Below are 16,074 nucleotides of genomic sequence, written 5' to 3' on the forward strand. Positions count from 1 at the left end.
GCATGTCTGATTTGATTTCTTACGACGACGTCATCGACGCAGCGTACGACATTTTCCTTGAAATGGCTCCAGATAATCTAGAGCCTGCTGACGTGATTCTGTTTACTGCGCAATTTGAAGATCGTGGTGCCGCAGAACTTGTTGAAACTGGTGATGACTGGGTTGAACATGTTGGCTTTGAGATCGACAAAGAAGTATATGCAGAGGTTCGTATCGGCCTAGTAAATGAGGAAAATGACGTTCTTGATGACGTATTTGCTCGTATGCTAATCAGCCGAGACCCTGAACATAAGTTCTGCCATATGCTTTGGAAACGCGATTAACGTTTCTTCATCATGAACAAAAATACCAGCCTAGTGCTGGTATTTTTTATCTGTTGTTTTTGTTTATCCAAAGCACCCTGCTCTATATCGGCTTTAGATCCTTTTGTTATGTAACAGATAAGAAAAAGGCTTGCCGAATTGGCAAGCCTTTCTGATGTTTTGCTATCGATTAACGATGCTTGTTACGTGCGCCTTGGTCTCCAGCAGTCTTCTTCGGCTTACGACGAGAAGGGTTGTTGCTGCGGCCTTTTGGCGTGTTAACGCGTTCTTCATGGCGCTTAACTGCGCGACGAATTTTTTGGCTGCGTGCACGCTCACGTTTGCGTGACGTGTTGTCTTTGTTCAGATCAAGCATGGTTTCTTTCTCTGGACGAAGCTCTACAAGCTCACGCAAGTAGTTTACTTCTTTCAGGTCAAGCTCCATCCAACCGCCACGAGGCAGTTTCTTGTCTAAGAAAATGTCGCCGTAACGAACACGTTTCAGACGACTAACGGTACACTCTTGCGATTCCCATAGTCGACGAACTTCGCGGTTACGACCTTCGTTGATAACAACGTAAAACGTGTGGTTCATGCCTTCACCACCCGCGTAAACAACATCTTCGAAGCGAGCTAAACCGTCTTCCAGTTCAACACCTTTTACTAGATTACGAACTTTCTGTTCAGTTACTTCACCGAACACACGTACTAGGTATTCACGTTCAACTTGGCGGCTTGGGTGCATTAAGCGGTTCGCCAGTTCACCATCCGTTGTGAAAAGCAGAAGACCAGAAGTGTTCGCATCCAGACGACCAACTGAAATCCAACGAGAGCCACGAATTTTTGGCAGACGATCAAAAACAGTACGACGACCTTCTGGATCGTGACGAGTACACAGTTCACCCTCGGGTTTGTAGTACGCAAGTACACGACAAATCACTTCTTCTTGAATCTTTGCAGAGACAATGTGACCATCGATACGAACTACGCTGCTCTCGTCTTCAAGTCTTTCACCAAGCTTAGCGACTACACCGTTCACGCTAACGCGACCAGATTTAATTAACGATTCAATCTCACGACGAGAACCGTGACCAGCACGTGCTAATACTTTTTGTAACTTTTCGCTCATTTATCTACCTATGTGTCGTCTTCACAGACGTCTAGACCAGGATTGGTCTGTATTTTGCTGATTACCCATTTCAGTGGGATTTTTCGGTCCGACATTATACGTAACTTTCTCAGTTAATGTAAGCTAAATCGGCGCCATTCTCCACACCAAAAATTCACTTTAGAACGTCGAAAATATTTACTCTATTCTGCAACTTTTTTCCTACTTAATACTGATATTGCCCAACGAGAATCCCACTAATATCGGTCTTCCCGAGCCACTTTAACCGTGCAGTACCTGATAAAATTGTCAGGGTTACAACAATAACCACTTGGGGTGTGTTTACTGTTCGTATTGCTAGAAAGCAACGAAGAATAAGCCGTCCCTGTTTGCTGCTAAGTAATACCAATCATCGTGGATAAATGAGCACTCATAGCAAGAAAGAAGCATCGGTAAGTCACTATTTACTATTAAAAATGACACTAACGTTATCGTGTATTTTAACTAGCTAGATTAGCTCTGTATTTTCGGCGATTGGCATAAATCAGACAAAAAGGAATAGAACAATGTCTATGCTAAATCTAGACCTAAATTGGATTTTTGGGACATCTCAAGATGACGATATGACCGGTACAAAAGGGGCTGAAACAACCGATATTTTCTTCGGCTTCTGTGGTGATGATAAGTTCGTAGGATACGGAGGCAATGATGTTGTCTTCGGGGGCTGGGGAGACGATACCTTGCTCGGTGGCCGAGGGAACGACTTTGTTTCTGGCGGCTTTGGCAACGACTTCCTATCGGGCGGATTAGGAAATGACAAGCTTTTTGGTGGCTGTGGCGATGATACAATTTTTGATTACTCAGGCAACAACTACTTGAGTGGTGGTTGGGGTAACGACACGCTCGTCGTTGGCGATGGTGAATCAGTACTGAGCGGCGGCTGTGGAGACGACACTTTTGTGCTTACAAACCGCCTGGCTATTGGCGTACCCGATCAACCTGTATCTTCCAACGATATTGATATTAAAGCCGATATTGTCGATTTTAATATTTTTCATGACAAACTTGTCTTCGATATGGGCAGAGACACCGACAATGATGGCATTCGCGATACGTTCTTAGATTCAGCGGATGATCTTACTTTATCTTACAACGAGTGTGGTTGGGCGGTATTCTCTAGTGATGAATACAATGTTGAAGTGACACTAAACGGCGTGAGCTCTGCATACATCAACTATGCTGAACAAAATGGTATCGACATTTTCGATTTCGCTTAATCTCAATCAGCGAAGTTCGCTGAGATACGCAATAATAAGAAACTAAAATAGGAGGCGCGATGCCTCCTATTTTGTTTGACGGTGGTGTACGTCTATTAATCGAATTATTCGAATGGTGCCGGGTCACCTGATCCCAAACGCACCACAACAGGTTCACCTTCGCTAAAGTCAATGACGGTCGTAGGCTGTTCACCTAAGTAACCGCCATTAAGAATCACATCAACCGCATGTTCTAGTTTATCGCGAATATCTTCCGGATCAGACTCTGTTACGTCACTGCCAGGTAGAATCAACGACGTAGACATCATCGGTTCACCTAATGCTTCCAACAAGTCCAAGGCAATTTGATTGTCTGGAACACGGATACCGATGGTCTTACGTTTCGCGTTCATCAAACGACGCGGCACTTCTTTCGTTCCTTTGAAGATGAAGGTGTAAGGACCTGGTGTGTTATTTTTCAGTAGTCGGAATGCAGAGTTATCCACTCGCGCATATAGAGAAAGTTCCGACAAATCACGACACAGTAATGTAAAGTTATGCTTATCATCCAGACGACGGATCTGACAGATTCGTTCCAGTGCCTGTTTGTTCTCCAACTGACAGCCAAGTGCGTACCCTGAATCGGTAGGGTACACCACAACGCCGCCGTTACGAATGATTGCTACTGCTTGATTAATCAAGCGAGCCTGTGGGTTTTCTGGGTGAACGTAAAAAAACTGGCTCATTGTAATTCCTCATTATCGAGCCTCTCGGCTCTATATTCTTATGTGGAGCTTGAATGCCGCCTTGTTGTGCTTTATCAAGTGACTTCAAGATTCAAAGTGTTGTTCAGTTCCAACGACAAGGAAAGCCACATTAATACCCAATATACACTTTCCAGTTATTTGATACTGAAACCCATGCTTTGAGGTTACTTTGATATATCCAACGAAGGATCAATACCCCAATCTTTCCAAACTGGTTCGACGCCTGCGGGCAACCAAAGGTTCCTTCCTAGCTCCATCCAAGGGGATGGGTAGTGAAAATCACTGCCTTGAGACGCTAATAGTTTGTATTGTATAGCATAATCAGCCAAGTTGCGCCTTTCTTGTTGCGCTTGCTGTGGCTGTGCAACTTCCATCGCATCGCCGTTTGCTTCTACAAACGCTGCTAGAAGACGCTTAATCCACTTCGCTGTCAACTTATATCTTCCAGGATGCGCTAATACCGCCAAACCACCAGCAGCATGGATAGCATCAACCGCATCTTTCATCGAGCACCAATTCGGTGGTACATAACCTGGGTTATTACGCGTTAGGTATTTTTTAAACACCATTTGCATGGTTTTTGCGTAACCATTATCCACCAACCATTTCGCGAAGTGCGCTCTCGTAACAGGCGCATCACCGGCGATCTGCCTTACTTCTTCGAGCACACCTTCCCGAGTTGCTTTTTGTAGTCGCTCTGCAATCAACTCTGACCTTGTTATGCGGTGCTGCTTCTGCTGCTCGATGAGGGCGGATAATTGTTCATTTTCCGGATCGATATTCAAACCGACAATATGAATGTCTTTGTTTTGCCAGACAGTCGATATCTCAATGCCGTTGATGATTTTGATCGGCAAATTATTGTCTTGAACGTGTTGCTTGGCTAACGCCAAGCCGTCAACCGTATCGTGATCAGTGATCGCCAAAACCTCGATATCAAAACTCAGCGCCCTTTCCACTAAATCTTTAGGCTCTAACCGACCGTCCGATGCAGTGGTGTGACTATGTAAATCAATTCTCATATTTTTATCGTTTTAATGCTGTTTTGGGGTTGACTTTTTACTCTCGCACTAGTTAACTAGTACACAAATACAAAGTACGTAATTTAAGGTTCACCATGTTACAAGAATTTAACCAAAACCAAAAAGCGAAAGTTGCGGTTTGTCTTAATAAGACAAACTCATCAGATCTTGCTTGGTGGCGCACTTGGACTAGTTCTTGGTGGGCAAACGTATACTTCTAGTTTATAGAACCAAACGTTGTAAAGCCCGCTACTTAAAAGCGGGCTTTTTTGTTTTGTTGCTCATTTCACATTCAACTGCCTAAACATTAATCGAATATGGCTAACTCTAGATTGGGAGAACGTTTGCTTTATGCGACTATGTACGGCAGGAAGATTTAGACAGCTACAAGGAGGTCTTGTGAATAAGGCCATAGAAATCAAGAAACTTGGATGCCTAGAAGTATTAAAGGCTTCGGTTCCTTACACTCAAGACCCAACACGTTTGTTCCATACCATTTGTGAGAACAAAAGAGATAGCTTGCTTCTCGAATCCGCTGAAATTGATTCGAAACAGAATCTAAAATCACTTTTAATCGTCGATTCAGCGGTGCGCATCGTTTGTTACGGCCACACTGTAAACATGCAGGCGTTAACTAACAACGGTAAAAACCTACTGTCTCACCTAAACCAGAACATCCGTGGTGACGTTGAGAGTAAGTTCGATGGCGAAACGCTGACTTTGGAGTTTAGCCAGCCATGCGACACGTTAGATGAAGACTCTCGACTACGTGAAGCTTCTTCTTTTGACGCGCTACGTTTAGTGCAACACAGCTTCGATGTTTCACAGCAAGACAAACACGCGATTTTCCTTGGCGGTCTGTTTGCCTACGACTTAGTCGCAAACTTCGAGCCGCTTGGTAATGCAAAAGCAACCAATCAATGTCCAGATTACGTTTTCTACGTAGCGGAAACATTGCTTGTTGTCGACCATCAAACGGAATCTTGCCAGCTTCAAGCTACATTGTTTGTGGATGATTCAGAAAAACTAGCGCTAGAGACTCGCATCGCAGAAATCAGCGCTCAATGTGCGGCACCTAAGTTACTTCCAAATGCAGAGCAAATCGCCGACGTAACGGTAGAACCTAGCGTATCTGATTCAGACTTCTGTCAAATAGTTCGCGACTTAAAAGAGTTCGTAGTGAAAGGCGATGTGTTCCAAGTCGTACCATCTCGCCGATTCACTCTACCTTGCCCTTCTCCACTCGCTGCTTACAAAGAACTGAAACAAAGTAACCCAAGCCCTTACATGTTCTACATGCAAGATGAGCTGTTCACTTTGTTTGGCGCATCACCAGAAAGCGCGCTTAAGTATGAAACCGACACCAACCAAATTGAAATCTACCCAATTGCAGGCACACGTCGCCGTGGCAAGCACCCTAACGGCGAGATTGATTTCGACCTAGATAGCCGCATCGAACTTGAACTGCGCACCGACATGAAAGAAAACGCAGAACACATGATGTTGGTTGACTTGGCACGTAACGACGTCGCTCGTATTGCTCAAGCTGGCACTCGCCACGTAGCAGACCTTCTAAAAGTCGACCGCTACAGCCACGTTATGCACTTGGTATCTCGTGTGGTTGGTCAACTGCGTGAAGACCTAGACGCGCTGCACGCATACCAAGCATGTATGAACATGGGCACGCTCACTGGTGCACCAAAGATTCGTGCAATGCAGTTGATTCGCGATGTAGAAGGCGCACGACGCGGCAGCTACGGCGGTGCTGTGGGTTACCTTACAGGCGAAGGAACATTAGATACTTGTATCGTGATCCGCTCAGCGTACGTTGAGAACGGCATTGCTCAAGTTCAAGCAGGCGCAGGCGTGGTGTTCGACTCTGATCCACAAGCGGAAGCAGACGAAACGCGCGGCAAAGCACAAGCGGTAATCTCTGCTATCCAAGCAGCGCATAAGTCACAATAAGGAATAGGGTTCAGAGATGGCTAATATCATTTTTATCGACAACTTTGACTCGTTCACCTACAACCTTGTGGATCAATTCCGCTCGCTAGGTCACTCAGTCAAGATTTACCGAAACAACATCCCAGCAGAAACCATCGAACAAGCGCTAAACGAGCTTGAAAACCCAGTGGTTCTGCTATCGCCAGGCCCTGGTGCACCGTCAGAGGCAGGCTCAATGCCAGAACTTATCCTACGCATGAAAGGCAAAGTTCCGATGATCGGTATTTGTCTTGGTCACCAAGCGATTGTTGAAGCATACGGCGGCACCGTTGCTGGCGCAGGCGAAATCATTCACGGTAAGGTCTCTATGATGGAGCACCAAAACCATGCGATTTACCAAAACCTACCATCACCACTTGCGATTGCACGTTACCATTCGCTGGTTGCGACCAAGGTTCCTGAGAGTCTAACCATCACGGCAGAAGTGGATGACTTGGTGATGTCTGTTGTACATGAAGAAGATAAAGTTTGCGGGTTCCAGTTCCACCCGGAATCTATTATGACGACCTACGGAGCAACACTGTTGGCCAATGCCATTGAATGGGCACTTGAAGAACAAACTTCAGTGAACCCACTCACTGCTTAAAAAGCACTGGCACATAAGAAATTTAGGAGAGGAAATATGGAAGCAATCATCAACCCTATTATTACCAAATTGTACGAGCAAGAATCGCTTACTCAAGAAGAGAGCCAACAGCTGTTCGACGTCATCATCCGTGGTGAACTAGACCCAATTTTGATGGCATCAGCACTGACTGCACTAAAAATCAAAGGCGAAACGCCAGATGAAATTGCAGGCGCGGCCAAAGCACTACTGGCAAATGCAAACCCATTCCCTCGCCCAGATTACGATTTCGCAGATATCGTAGGTACGGGCGGCGACGGTCACAACACCATTAATATTTCAACCACTGCGGCGTTTGTTGCTGCTGCATGTGGTCTAAAAGTAGCAAAACACGGCAACCGCAGCGTTTCAAGCAAATCGGGTTCTTCTGACCTTCTTGATTCATTTGGTATCAACCTAGCCATGAGCGCAGAAGATACGCGCAAAGCGGTCGACGACATCGGTGTTGCTTTCCTATTTGCACCTCAATACCACGGTGGTGTGCGTCATGCGATGCCAGTACGTCAAACCATGAAAACACGCACTATCTTTAACATTCTAGGCCCACTGATTAACCCTGCTCGTCCTAACATCGAATTGATGGGCGTTTACAGTGAAGAACTGGTTCGTCCTATCGCGGAAACCATGCTACAAATGGGTATGAAGCGCGCCGCAGTGGTACACGGAAGTGGTTTGGACGAAGTCGCGATTCATGGCGAAACAACGGTTGCAGAAATCAAAGAAGGTAAGATCACAGAATACAAACTAACGCCTGCAGACTTCGGTCTAGAAGCGCACCCACTAGAAGCAATCAAAGGTGGCGATCCTGAAGAAAACAAAGCGATCATTACCAATATTCTGACGGGTAAAGGTACAGACGCACAATTGGGCGCAGTGGCAGTAAACGTTGCTCTGCTAATGCGTCTATTCGGCCACGAAGATTTAAAAGCCAACACGCAACAAGCGATTGAGGCAATGAATTCAGGCAAGGCGTACCAATTGGTACAACAACTTGCCGCACACGCTTAAGGAATTGAAGAAGATGACTGACTTCAACACTCAGCAAGCTGACAACCTGTCTGAACACGTTTCTAAGAAAGAAGCAGAAATGGCAGAAGTACTGGCAAAAATTGTCCGCGACAAATATCAATGGGTAGCAGACCGTAAGGTATCTCAACCGCTAAGCACATTTCAGTCTGATTTACTGCCATCGGATCGCAGCTTCTACGATGCACTGAGTGGCGAAAAGACAGCATTCATCACCGAATGTAAGAAGGCATCTCCTTCTAAAGGTTTGATTCGTGATCACTTTAACTTGGATTACATTGCATCGGTTTACAACAACCATGCTGATGCAATTTCAGTCCTAACTGACGAGAAGTACTTCCAAGGTAACTTTGACTTTCTTCCTCAAGTGCGTGGTCAAGTCAAACAACCAGTTTTGTGCAAAGACTTCATGATAGACACCTACCAAGTTTACCTAGCACGTCATTACAGTGCTGATGCCGTACTTCTGATGCTTTCTGTCCTGAATGACGAAGAGTACAAAGCCCTAGAAGAAGCAGCACACAGCCTGAACATGGGCATTCTGACCGAAGTCAGCAACGAAGACGAGCTTCATCGTGCCGTTAATCTAGGAGCACGCGTTATCGGCATCAATAACCGTAACTTGCGCGACCTAAGTACCGATTTGAATCGTACTAAAGAGCTGGCACCGACAATTCGCGAATTAGCACCAAACGCGACCGTGATTTCAGAGTCTGGCATTTATACGCATCAACAAGTTCGTGATTTAGCGGAATACGCAGACGGCTTCTTGATTGGTAGTTCGCTGATGGCGGAAGACAACCTAGAGCTTGCAGTACGCAAAGTCACGTTGGGTGAAAACAAAGTCTGTGGCTTAACGCATCCAGATGACGCAGCAAAAGCATATCAAGCTGGCGCAGTATTTGGTGGCCTGATTTTTGTCGAGAAGTCGAAGCGTGCGGTTGACCTTGAAGGTGCTCGCTTAACCATGAGCGGTGCTCCACTGAATTACGTAGGCGTTTTCCAAAATCACGATATCGATTTTGTTGCTTCTGTCGTGACCTCTTTGGGTTTAAAAGCAGTGCAACTGCACGGTCAAGAAGACCAAGCTTACGTAAACCAACTCAAAGCCGAACTGCCAGCAGCGGTAGAAATTTGGAAAGCTTACGGCGTGACTGATGCGAAGCCAGAACTACTTGCAGACTACATTGACCGCCATCTATTAGATGCTCAAGTTGGCACCCAAACTGGCGGAACTGGTCAAGTGTTCGACTGGTCACTGATCGGTGACCCAAGTCAAATTATGCTAGCAGGCGGACTGTCGCCAGAAAATGCTCAACAAGCAGCGACACTAGGTTGCTTGGGGTTAGATTTAAACTCTGGTGTAGAAAGTGCACCAGGCAAAAAAGATTCACAGAAGTTGCTTGCGGCATTCACCGCCATTCGCAACTACTAAAGCTGGATATCAGCTAAAAAATTTAAAGCTATTCGTAGCGAAAAATACGAGAAGGAATATAACGATGGCAAAACTGAATGCCTACTTTGGCGAATACGGCGGTCAGTACGTTCCGCAAATTCTAGTTCCTGCATTGGAGCAACTAGAGCAAGCGTTTATCGACGCGCAAGAAGATCCAGAATTCCGCAGTGAGTTCATGACGCTTCTTCAAGAGTATGCGGGCCGCCCAACGGCTTTAACTCTAACTCGTAACCTAACCAAAGGTACGAAAACCAAACTGTACCTAAAACGTGAAGATCTGCTTCACGGTGGCGCGCACAAGACCAACCAAGTGTTAGGTCAAGCTCTGCTTGCGAAACGCATGGGTAAAAACGAGATCATCGCTGAAACAGGCGCTGGCCAACACGGTGTTGCAACCGCACTAGCGTGTGCACTACTTGGCCTTAAGTGTCGCGTTTACATGGGTGCAAAAGACGTTGAGCGTCAGAGCCCAAACGTATTCCGTATGAAGCTAATGGGCGCGGAAGTCATTCCGGTTCACTCAGGTTCAGCGACACTTAAAGACGCATGTAACGAAGCGCTGCGCGACTGGTCTGCAACTTATGAAGATGCGCACTACCTACTAGGTACAGCAGCTGGTCCTCACCCATTCCCAACCATCGTGCGTGATTTCCAACGAATGATCGGTGAAGAAACTAAGAATCAGATTTTGGCACGTGAAGGTCGTCTTCCTGATGCAGTTATCGCGTGTGTGGGCGGTGGTTCAAACGCTATCGGTATGTTTGCTGACTTCATCGAAGAAGAAAGCGTTCGCCTAATTGGTGTTGAGCCAGCAGGTAAAGGTATCGATACAGACCAACACGGTGCACCACTTAAACATGGCAAAACGGGCATCTTCTTTGGTATGAAAGCGCCATTGATGCAAGATCCTAACGGCCAAGTTGAGGAGTCTTACTCTGTATCTGCGGGTCTTGATTTCCCTTCAGTTGGTCCACAGCACGCACACCTAAACGCTATTGGCCGTGCAGAATACGACAACGTAACGGACGACGAAGCGCTCGAGGCATTCCAAGAATTGGCTCGCAGCGAAGGGATCATCCCAGCTCTAGAGTCTTCTCACGCTCTAGCTCATGCATTGCGCATGGCTCGTGAGAATCCTGAGAAAGAACAACTATTGGTCGTAAACCTATCTGGTCGTGGTGACAAAGACATCTTCACCGTACACGCCATCCTAGAAGAAAAAGGAGTGATTTAATGAGCCGTTATGAGAAGATGTTTGCGCGTCTAAACGAAAAAAACCAAGGCGCATTTGTACCGTTCGTAACGGTTTGCGATCCAAACGCAGAACAATCTTACAAGATCATGGAAAACCTCGTTGAGTCTGGCGCAGACGCCCTTGAACTTGGTATTCCATTTTCAGATCCGCTTGCAGATGGCCCAACCATCCAAGGCGCTAACATTCGTGCGCTAGATTCAGGCGCTACACCAGATATCTGCTTTGAACAAATTGGTAAGATTCGTGCTAAATACCCAGATCTGCCTATTGGCCTTCTGATGTACGCGAACCTAGTTTACTCACGCGGTGTCGAAAACTTCTACGAGCGCTGTGCAAAAGCAGGCATCGATTCTGTTTTGATTGCAGACGTACCAACCAATGAAAGTGCAGAGTTTGTTGCAGCAGCAGAGAAGTTTGGTATTCACCCAATCTTCATCGCACCGCCAACGGCAAGTGACGAAACACTGAAGCAAGTATCAGAACTGGGTGGTGGCTACACTTACTTGCTTTCTCGTGCTGGCGTGACAGGCGCAGAGACAAAAGCAAATATGCCAGTTGGTCACATGTTAGATAGATTAAACCAGTTCGATGCACCACCAGCGCTGCTTGGCTTCGGTATTTCTGAACCAGCACAGGTGAAACAAGCAATAGAGTCTGGCGCAGCAGGGGCCATCTCCGGCTCAGCTGTGGTGAAAATCATTGAAGCGAATGTCGAGCAGCCACAAATTATGCTCGATAAACTTGGTGATTTTGTGTCAGCGATGAAAGCCGCCACTCAGAAATAATTTGCATTTGATGTAACGCTATAGCGCCCGCTTAACATTCTGTTTAGCGGGCGTTTTCTTGTATGGCGTTTATACCATATCATTTTTTATTCAACGCCCGCACTTTCCAAACCAATCTAAAGCATAGCAATCAAAGAGTGATAAACTTTGCCACTTAACCAGCACACATAATAGCTAGAGCAGGATGCAGTAAGGTTGCACATGGAAGAAGTCAAAGCATTATTAGCCAAATGTCCTGTATTATCAGGGCTGCCCGAGAAAGGACTTAGTGAAGCAGCACAAATAGCTAAAATTCGCTGTTTCGACGAAAAAGCACTGATTTGCAATAAAGGGGAACCTCAATCTTCTCTTATGGTCATTGCACAGGGTGCCGTACGAATTAATTCGATGAGTTCAAAAGGCAAAGAAGTCACATTAATGATTTTCGAGGCAGGAGGCTGGTTTGGAGACAATGTTTTTTCTCCCGGCATGCCCCGTATTTTTGGCGCAACCGCGCATTCGGGCGTGACCTTACTGGAACTACCTGGTGATAAGTTTCGCCAATTACTCGCCAAATATCCTCAAAGTTACCCTACGATTCTCGACTTACTTAGCCGCCGCTTATGGTCTGCCATTTCTGTTATCGAAGATGATGCGATTAGAGGAATCGAAGAGCGGATTGCAAGAAGATTGCTGTTGCTTGCTGAATACCAACACAACCAAGCTATCAATACTCAGCCGTGTGTCGTGAGAGTGACTAGAGAACATATCGCCAACATGATGGGCCTAACTCGTCAAAGTGTTCATAAAGTACTAAAAAACTTAGAGAGTATTGGGATGCTAGAACTGAAATATGGTTCAGTGACCATTACCAATCCAAAACGCTTAGAAGCGCACATAAAACAACTCGAACAATAGAGTAAACAGATAGTTCATGTGTACACGCTAGCAAGAGATTGCCATCTTCTATTCTTGAGTAACGTGCACAACACCACTCGCTCCAGACAAGTGGCGCTGTGACCCGAAGTTCATTGAATTGACTAAGCCACATTCAATTCAGATTTCAATTCACGCTTTAAAATCTTTCCTGTTGCACTCATCGGGAGATGCTCACGAATTTCAACATAACGAGGATATTTAAAAGAGGCTAACTGCTCTTTGCCCCACTTTTGTAATGTTTCCGCGTCAATGTACTCTCCCGGTTTAAGCACAACGTAAGCCTTTATCTCTTCGCCATACTCTTCATTTGGAATCCCTATCACCGCTACCATTGAGATTGCAGGATGAGTCATAAACACTTCTTCAATTTCTCTAGGGTAAACGTTAAATCCACCTCGAATGATCAGATCTTTCATTCTATCGACGATAAATAGATTACTTGAACTGTCAAAACGGCCAACATCACCAGTATGGAACCAACCATTTTGTAGCGCGGATTCAGTGACTTCCGGGCGGTCAAGGTATCCTTTCATAACATTATGCCCACGCACAACAATCTCACCTTCTTCACCGATCGGTAGCGCATTGCCTTCAATGTCGACAACTTTTACTTCAACGCCTTGAATCGGTTGACCTACCGATCCTGGTATACGTTTCTGATCTAAATGATTAAAACATGCAATAGGACTTGTTTCTGATAACCCGTATCCTTCAAGAATTGGGACATTAAATTGTTCCTCAAAGGCTCTAAAGATTTCGGTTGGCAACGGGGCTCCACCGCTGATAGCAACACGTAGTGAGGATGTATCAAATTGGTGCTGGACATGAAGCAAGCCGATATACATCGTTGGCACTCCAGCAAACAACGTCACTTTGTGTTTTTCCATCAGATCAAGAACATGTTTAGGCTCAAACCTAGGCACTAACACCAAGGTTGCCCCGCCCAAAACACTGGCATTTAAGTGGACGGTTTGACCAAAGGTATGAAATAAAGGCAAAGTTACTAAGTGAATATCATCGGCCTGGCTGCCCATAATGTTTTGTGCCACCAGAGCATTCATTATGATGTTCTGCTGCGTCAGTTCAGCTCCTTTTGGTAAGCCTGTCGTCCCTGATGTATACAAAATAACACAAGTATCATCCGCATTACGCGGTACATAATCTGACAATGGTTCTGCATCCGCTATAAACGCATTGAGAGTTGGCACACCATTCCATTCGTTTTCACTTTGAGATTGAGTCATCACGACCATATTTTCACATATATCAGCCTGCTCAAACGCTTTAACCCCCTCTTTTGCCATTGGCAGTTCTGCTGTCCCTTCAAAACAGAAGTAAAACTTCGCTTTTGAATCTTCTAAGTGATACTTAATTTCTCGCGCTTTCAAAAGCACATTTAATGGGACAGCAACCGCGCCAGCTTTTTGTATCGCATAATAAACAAACGCGAAAAAAGGAATGTTTGGGCATGAGAGCGCAATACGATCGCCCGGAACGACCCCTTTGTTGATTAAAGAAGCCGCGATCTTTCCGGTAATCGCATCAAACTGCGCATAAGTTATCTCGACATCACCACATATCAACGCCGTCTTATCTGGTTTACTCGCAGCATTTCTTTGTAATGCAGCAGCAAGATTCATCATAATCGCTTCACCTCTTACTTGTTGATTTTCGTTTTATCGGCTCGGGAGCATTAACAGAGAGAGCACTCCCCTACACTAAAATGTTGGCACTTAATATTTGTCTCGCCCATTTCTGGTTAACATTATGTTTACAATGCAATCAAAACTAAGAATGTAAAACAATTAACATTTCACAAAGCTAATTGGTAAAAGTGTGAGCTTGAAAGAAATTAATTGTTATAAATATCAATCCAAGTCACGCAAGACGCAGACTACGCTCGCAAACACAAAACTCATCTCAGTTAACAAAAAATAAACAAGAAAAAGAAATAAACAAAAACAATTACACAGCTAACAGGCATAACAAAAATCAATAGCAAACGTTTGCTATTGAACAAAACTTTATCGTTCGTCAATAAAATATCGATTAATCCATCAATAATACCTTGCTGCATATTGCCAATTGTAAACGATAAGTGTAAAAAGCAAGGCGAGATAATTATCCATAAAACCATTTATGGTTAGTGGGTAATTTTAGGATTTTACATTTTATTAGCACAGAGGTTATGGAAGTGTTAAAAGAAAAGAATTTGCTAAACAACATTGGCGTACAAGTCGTAATCGCCATGATCGTGGGCACAGCCGTTGGTGCCATGATGGGTCATGATGCGACGGTGTTCGCTCCTTTAGGTGCTATCTTTATCAACTTAATCAAAATGTTGGTTATTCCTTTGGTCGCTGTAGCCTTGATTTCTGGCGCAGCTGGTCTTGGGAACAGCCAGTCAGCAGGCAAAGTTGGCATCGTCACTCTAGGTTATTTTGGTTTAACATCCGCCCTAGCCGTTGCGCTTGCACTATTTATGGGTGAAGTATTCCAACCAGGCATGGGGATCGACGTCTCTGGCGTTGAAGGCATGTTCTCAGCAGAATACGCTTCAAAAGGTGAGCTACCTACTTTCTGGGCAACCATCACTGGTATGATCCCAACCAACGTTTTCCAATCACTAAATGAAGCAAACATCCTACAGATCCTCGTTTTCTGTATGTTCTTTGGTATTGCAATTTCTAAGCAAGCAAAAGAGCGTCGTGAGCCAATCATTAATGGTGTTAACTGCATCGTTGACGCAATGGTTTGGATGATCAACAAAGTGATGATCATTGCCCCTATCGGTGTGTTCGGCCTGATGGCAGAAGCAGTCGGTACATTCGGTTTTGGCGCACTAATGGTGGTATTCAAACTGTTCGTTGTTTACGTTGCCGCAATCCTAATCTTCGGTTTCGTTGTTTACCCAGCAATGGTGCATATTTTCACCAAGACATCAGCGAAGAAGTTCCTGTCTTCAATGAAAAAACCACAAGCTGTTGCGCTTTCAACGGCCTCTTCTATGGCAACACTGCCTGTCACAATGGACACCTGTGAAAAAGAACTGGGCGTAAAAAATTCAACCGCGTCATTTGTTCTGCCTCTAGGCGCAACGATCAACATGTCAGGTAATGCGATTTACTATGGCTTGGTTGCTATCTTCTTTGCTCAACTGTTCAATATCGATTTAGGTATGGGCGCTTACATTGCAATTATCGTAACGTCTACATTGGGTGCGGTTGGTCAAGCGGGTGTTCCTGGTCCTTCTTTCCTAGTGGTTGCCGTGCTTCTTGCCGCTGGCATTCCAATTGAAGGTCTACCACTGCTATTCGCTCTTGACCGTATTTTCGATATGATTCGTACAGCACTAAACATCACTGGTGATGCAGCATGTGCAGTTATTGTTGATGCGCTAATAGAAGAGGAAGCGGCAGAAGCTGAGCTTAAAAAGCAAGAAGCTTAGTCCTTTCTCGAATGAACTAAAAACCGCTCACTATGAGCGGTTTTTTGTCTTTTCTTGCATTACGTAACTATATAAATAGAAACCAATAGCATAAATTTATCA

15 protein-coding genes and 1 other annotated feature are annotated in these 16,074 nt (G+C 45.1%); of the genes, 11 read left to right on the forward strand and 4 right to left on the reverse strand.

Going from position 1 to position 16,074, the window contains the following annotated elements; genetic code table 11:
- The first annotated feature begins 2 nt into the window (after positions 1–2).
- Positions 3–323 (forward strand): HI1450 family dsDNA-mimic protein, encoded by a 321-nt coding sequence (locus L3V30_RS00395; RefSeq protein ID WP_005376800.1) that lies wholly within the window; start codon positions 3–5, stop codon positions 321–323.
- Positions 324–492: 169 nt separating this feature from the next.
- Here L3V30_RS00395 and rluB read toward each other — a convergent pair whose 3' ends face one another.
- Positions 493–1,431, reverse strand: coding sequence for a 23S rRNA pseudouridine(2605) synthase RluB (gene rluB, locus L3V30_RS00400; protein ID WP_005376798.1), 939 nt, complete (start codon positions 1,429–1,431; stop codon positions 493–495).
- A gap of 545 nt (positions 1,432–1,976) precedes the next feature.
- Between rluB and L3V30_RS00405 the strand changes: the two genes are divergently transcribed.
- Positions 1,977–2,687, forward strand: coding sequence for a calcium-binding protein (locus L3V30_RS00405; RefSeq protein ID WP_074191538.1), 711 nt, complete (start codon positions 1,977–1,979; stop codon positions 2,685–2,687).
- A 104-nt stretch (positions 2,688–2,791) separates the two neighbouring features.
- On the opposite strand, the gene L3V30_RS00410 is transcribed toward L3V30_RS00405, so the two are convergent.
- Both L3V30_RS00410 and L3V30_RS00415 read right to left on the reverse strand, forming a co-directional pair.
- Positions 2,792–3,412: an L-threonylcarbamoyladenylate synthase gene (locus tag L3V30_RS00410; protein WP_005376791.1), complete on the reverse strand. Its 621-nt coding sequence runs from the start codon at positions 3,410–3,412 to the stop codon at positions 2,792–2,794.
- 185 nt (positions 3,413–3,597) lie between these two features.
- On the reverse strand, positions 3,598–4,455 hold the full coding sequence (locus tag L3V30_RS00415; protein ID WP_005394817.1) for a PHP domain-containing protein: 858 nt from the start codon (positions 4,453–4,455) through the stop codon (positions 3,598–3,600).
- A 95-nt stretch (positions 4,456–4,550) separates the two neighbouring features.
- On the opposite strand from L3V30_RS00415, the gene L3V30_RS00420 reads away from it, so the two are divergent.
- From L3V30_RS00420 to L3V30_RS00455, 8 genes are all read left to right on the forward strand, one after another.
- Complete coding sequence (locus L3V30_RS00420) at positions 4,551–4,676, forward strand: trp operon leader peptide (protein WP_005394819.1); 126 nt, start codon at positions 4,551–4,553, stop codon at positions 4,674–4,676.
- Positions 4,623–4,728: a sequence feature (Trp leader region), on the forward strand. It overlaps the preceding gene by 54 nt.
- Positions 4,729–4,854: 126 nt before the next feature.
- On the forward strand, positions 4,855–6,420 hold the full coding sequence (locus L3V30_RS00425; protein ID WP_237308044.1) for an anthranilate synthase component 1: 1,566 nt from the start codon (positions 4,855–4,857) through the stop codon (positions 6,418–6,420).
- 16 nt (positions 6,421–6,436) lie between these two features.
- On the forward strand, positions 6,437–7,045 hold the full coding sequence (locus L3V30_RS00430; protein ID WP_237308045.1) for an aminodeoxychorismate/anthranilate synthase component II: 609 nt from the start codon (positions 6,437–6,439) through the stop codon (positions 7,043–7,045).
- A gap of 36 nt (positions 7,046–7,081) precedes the next feature.
- The gene (trpD, locus tag L3V30_RS00435) at positions 7,082–8,092 is read left to right on the forward strand and encodes an anthranilate phosphoribosyltransferase (RefSeq protein ID WP_237308046.1); all 1,011 of its coding nucleotides are present in this window, start codon (positions 7,082–7,084) and stop codon (positions 8,090–8,092) included.
- Positions 8,093–8,105: 13 nt separating this feature from the next.
- On the forward strand, positions 8,106–9,545 hold the full coding sequence (gene trpCF / locus L3V30_RS00440) for a bifunctional indole-3-glycerol-phosphate synthase TrpC/phosphoribosylanthranilate isomerase TrpF (RefSeq protein WP_237308047.1): 1,440 nt from the start codon (positions 8,106–8,108) through the stop codon (positions 9,543–9,545).
- Positions 9,546–9,609: 64 nt separating this feature from the next.
- A complete protein-coding gene (gene trpB, locus L3V30_RS00445) occupies positions 9,610–10,800 on the forward strand; it encodes a tryptophan synthase subunit beta (RefSeq protein WP_005394827.1) in 1,191 nt (396 codons plus the stop codon).
- Positions 10,800–11,606: a tryptophan synthase subunit alpha gene (gene trpA, locus L3V30_RS00450; protein WP_074191543.1), complete on the forward strand. Its 807-nt coding sequence runs from the start codon at positions 10,800–10,802 to the stop codon at positions 11,604–11,606. The genes trpB and trpA overlap by 1 nt, the downstream gene beginning before the upstream one ends.
- 201 nt (positions 11,607–11,807) lie before the next feature.
- Positions 11,808–12,503: a Crp/Fnr family transcriptional regulator gene (locus L3V30_RS00455; RefSeq protein WP_074191544.1), complete on the forward strand. Its 696-nt coding sequence runs from the start codon at positions 11,808–11,810 to the stop codon at positions 12,501–12,503.
- A 122-nt stretch (positions 12,504–12,625) separates the two neighbouring features.
- Here the strand turns inward: L3V30_RS00455 and L3V30_RS00460 are convergent, their stop codons facing one another.
- A complete protein-coding gene (locus tag L3V30_RS00460; RefSeq protein WP_237308048.1) occupies positions 12,626–14,167 on the reverse strand; it encodes a long-chain fatty acid--CoA ligase in 1,542 nt (513 codons plus the stop codon).
- Between the two features lie 545 nt (positions 14,168–14,712).
- On the opposite strand from L3V30_RS00460, the gene L3V30_RS00465 reads away from it, so the two are divergent.
- On the forward strand, positions 14,713–15,972 hold the full coding sequence (locus L3V30_RS00465; RefSeq protein ID WP_237308049.1) for a dicarboxylate/amino acid:cation symporter: 1,260 nt from the start codon (positions 14,713–14,715) through the stop codon (positions 15,970–15,972).
- The last annotated feature ends 102 nt before the right edge of the window (positions 15,973–16,074 follow it).

This window comes from Vibrio sp. A1-1, from assembly GCF_021728175.1.
GTDB lineage: Bacteria > Pseudomonadota > Gammaproteobacteria > Enterobacterales > Vibrionaceae > Vibrio > Vibrio diabolicus.

Bases quoted from the DNA above. Each gene is read 5' to 3' on its own strand.
- L3V30_RS00455 (WP_074191544.1), top strand. From the start codon at position 11,808: ATGGAAGAAGTCAAAGCATTATTAGCCAAATGTCCTGTATTATCAGGG.
- L3V30_RS00430 (WP_237308045.1), top strand. From the start codon at position 6,437: ATGGCTAATATCATTTTTATCGACAACTTTGACTCGTTCACCTACAAC.
- trpA (WP_074191543.1), top strand. From the start codon at position 10,800: ATGAGCCGTTATGAGAAGATGTTTGCGCGTCTAAACGAAAAAAACCAA.
- L3V30_RS00410 (WP_005376791.1), bottom strand. From the start codon at position 3,412: ATGAGCCAGTTTTTTTACGTTCACCCAGAAAACCCACAGGCTCGCTTG.
- L3V30_RS00395 (WP_005376800.1), top strand. From the start codon at position 3: ATGTCTGATTTGATTTCTTACGACGACGTCATCGACGCAGCGTACGAC.
- trpD (WP_237308046.1), top strand. From the start codon at position 7,082: ATGGAAGCAATCATCAACCCTATTATTACCAAATTGTACGAGCAAGAA.
- trpB (WP_005394827.1), top strand. From the start codon at position 9,610: ATGGCAAAACTGAATGCCTACTTTGGCGAATACGGCGGTCAGTACGTT.
- L3V30_RS00460 (WP_237308048.1), bottom strand. From the start codon at position 14,167: ATGATGAATCTTGCTGCTGCATTACAAAGAAATGCTGCGAGTAAACCA.
- L3V30_RS00420 (WP_005394819.1), top strand. From the start codon at position 4,551: ATGTTACAAGAATTTAACCAAAACCAAAAAGCGAAAGTTGCGGTTTGT.
- trpCF (WP_237308047.1), top strand. From the start codon at position 8,106: ATGACTGACTTCAACACTCAGCAAGCTGACAACCTGTCTGAACACGTT.
- L3V30_RS00465 (WP_237308049.1), top strand. From the start codon at position 14,713: ATGGAAGTGTTAAAAGAAAAGAATTTGCTAAACAACATTGGCGTACAA.
- L3V30_RS00415 (WP_005394817.1), bottom strand. From the start codon at position 4,455: ATGAGAATTGATTTACATAGTCACACCACTGCATCGGACGGTCGGTTA.
- rluB (WP_005376798.1), bottom strand. From the start codon at position 1,431: ATGAGCGAAAAGTTACAAAAAGTATTAGCACGTGCTGGTCACGGTTCT.
- L3V30_RS00405 (WP_074191538.1), top strand. From the start codon at position 1,977: ATGTCTATGCTAAATCTAGACCTAAATTGGATTTTTGGGACATCTCAA.